Source organism: Alloyangia mangrovi (genome assembly GCF_002300555.2).
In the GTDB taxonomy this organism is placed as follows: domain Bacteria; phylum Pseudomonadota; class Alphaproteobacteria; order Rhodobacterales; family Rhodobacteraceae; genus Salipiger; species Salipiger mangrovi.
This window is the reverse complement of the sequence record NZ_NTHN02000129.1, coordinates 1-1706: the sequence shown is the minus strand read 5'-3', so window position 1 is coordinate 1706 and position 1706 is coordinate 1. Positions and strand designations below refer to the sequence as shown.

1 protein-coding gene is annotated in these 1706 nt (G+C 74.2%); it reads left to right on the top strand.

Annotated elements, in window-relative coordinates; all coding sequences use genetic code 11:
* A partial coding sequence (locus CLG85_RS27040; RefSeq protein ID WP_260350381.1) for a cobaltochelatase subunit CobN occupies positions 1-1706 on the top strand: 1706 nt, incomplete at both ends.

The following is a 1706-nucleotide window of genomic DNA, read 5'->3' as shown; positions in this document are numbered from 1 at the left end:
GCGGGCCCGCCGCCGCAGAGGCCGCGCTGGCACAGCTGGCGCTGGCCTCCGGCCTGAGCGCCGCCCCGGTGCACGCTGCGCAGGCGCTACCGGATGTGGGGCTCTGGACCCCCGAGACGGGGGCCGAGGCGCTTGAAGATGCGAGGGGCTCCGCCCCTCGCGCTCCCCGGCGTATTTGGAAAGAGAAGAAGGGGCGGCGGGTCCTGCTGGTGTTCTATCGCGCCTATCTCGTCGCGGCGGACATGGCGCCCATCGAAGCGCTCTTCGCGGCCTTCCGGGCCGAGGGCTGCGAGGTGGTCGGGCTGTTTGCCCCCTCGCTGAAGGCGCCCGGTTCAGCAGAGACGCTGCAAGATGCCGTGGCCGGGCTCTGCCCAGATGCCATCGTCAGCGCCACCGCCTTCAGCGGGCGCGGCGCGGCGGGCTCGCCGCTCGACGCCGCGGGCGTGCCGGTCTTCCAGGTGGCGCTGGCGACCTCGACCGAAGCGGCCTGGGCCGGGGCAGACCGCGGGCTCTCGCCCGCCGATCTCGCCATGCACGTGGTGCTGCCCGAGGTCGACGGGCGGCTTCTGGCCGGAGTCATCTCGTTCAAGGAGCCGGGCGTCCGCGACCCCGACCTGCAATTCGCCCGCACCCTGCACCGCCCCCACGGACCGGGGATCGCCGCCGCCGTCGCCCGGGTCATGGGCTGGCTGCGGCTGGCGGCACGGCCGGTGGCGGAGCGCCGCCTCGCACTGATCCTCTCGACCTACCCCGGCAAGGACTGGAACCTCGGCCATGCGGTCGGCCTCGACGCCCCGGCCTCGGCACGTGCCATCCTCGAGGACCTGCGCGCGGCCGGATATGCGATGCCCGAGACTGTTCCCGATCTCGAAGAGGCGCTGCAGCGGCGCGGCCTGCGGCTTCCGCTCGCGGACTACCGAGCGCGCCTGGCCGGTCTGCCGGGCGGCCTGCAACAGCAGATCGCCGCCGCCTGGGGTCCGCCGGAGGGGGATGACCTGGTCGATGGCGACGCCTTCCGCTTTGCCGCGCTGGAGCTTGGCCCCTGCCTGATTGCCCTCCAGCCGGAGCGCGGCACGCCGGCGGCGCGCGCGGGCGAGTACCACGACCTCGCGCGGGTGCCCCGCCATGCCTATGTCGCCTTCTACCTCTGGCTGCAGACTCGCGCCGACGCGCTGGTGCATATCGGCGCCCATGGCACCCTCGAATGGCTCCCCGGCAAGGCGGTCGCCCTCTCCGGGCGCTGCTGGCCGCAGGCGCTGACCGGCGCGCTGCCGGTGCTCTATCCGTTCATCGTCAACGACCCGGGCGAGGCGGCGCAGGCCAAGCGGCGGATCGGGGCGCTCACCCTCGGCCATCTTCCCCCGCCGCTGACCGGCAGCGACATCCCGGACGGGCTCCAGCACCTGGAAGCCCTGCTCGACGAGTTCTCCACCGCAGACGGGCTCGACCCCCGGCGCCGCGACCGGCTTCAGGCCGACATCCGCGCCGAGGCCCGCGCGCGCGGGGTCGAGGCCGATCTCGGGCTGGGTGATGCCGCTTCCAGCGCCGAGGCGATCACCCGCATCGACCGCTTCGTCTGCGACATCAAGGAGAGCCGCTTCGGCGCGGGGCTGCATATCTGGGGACGCCCGCCGCCCGGCTGCACCGAGCCCGAGACCCGCGCCTCGGTGCAGGCGGAGCGGGCCGCGCTCATCGCCGCGCTCGAC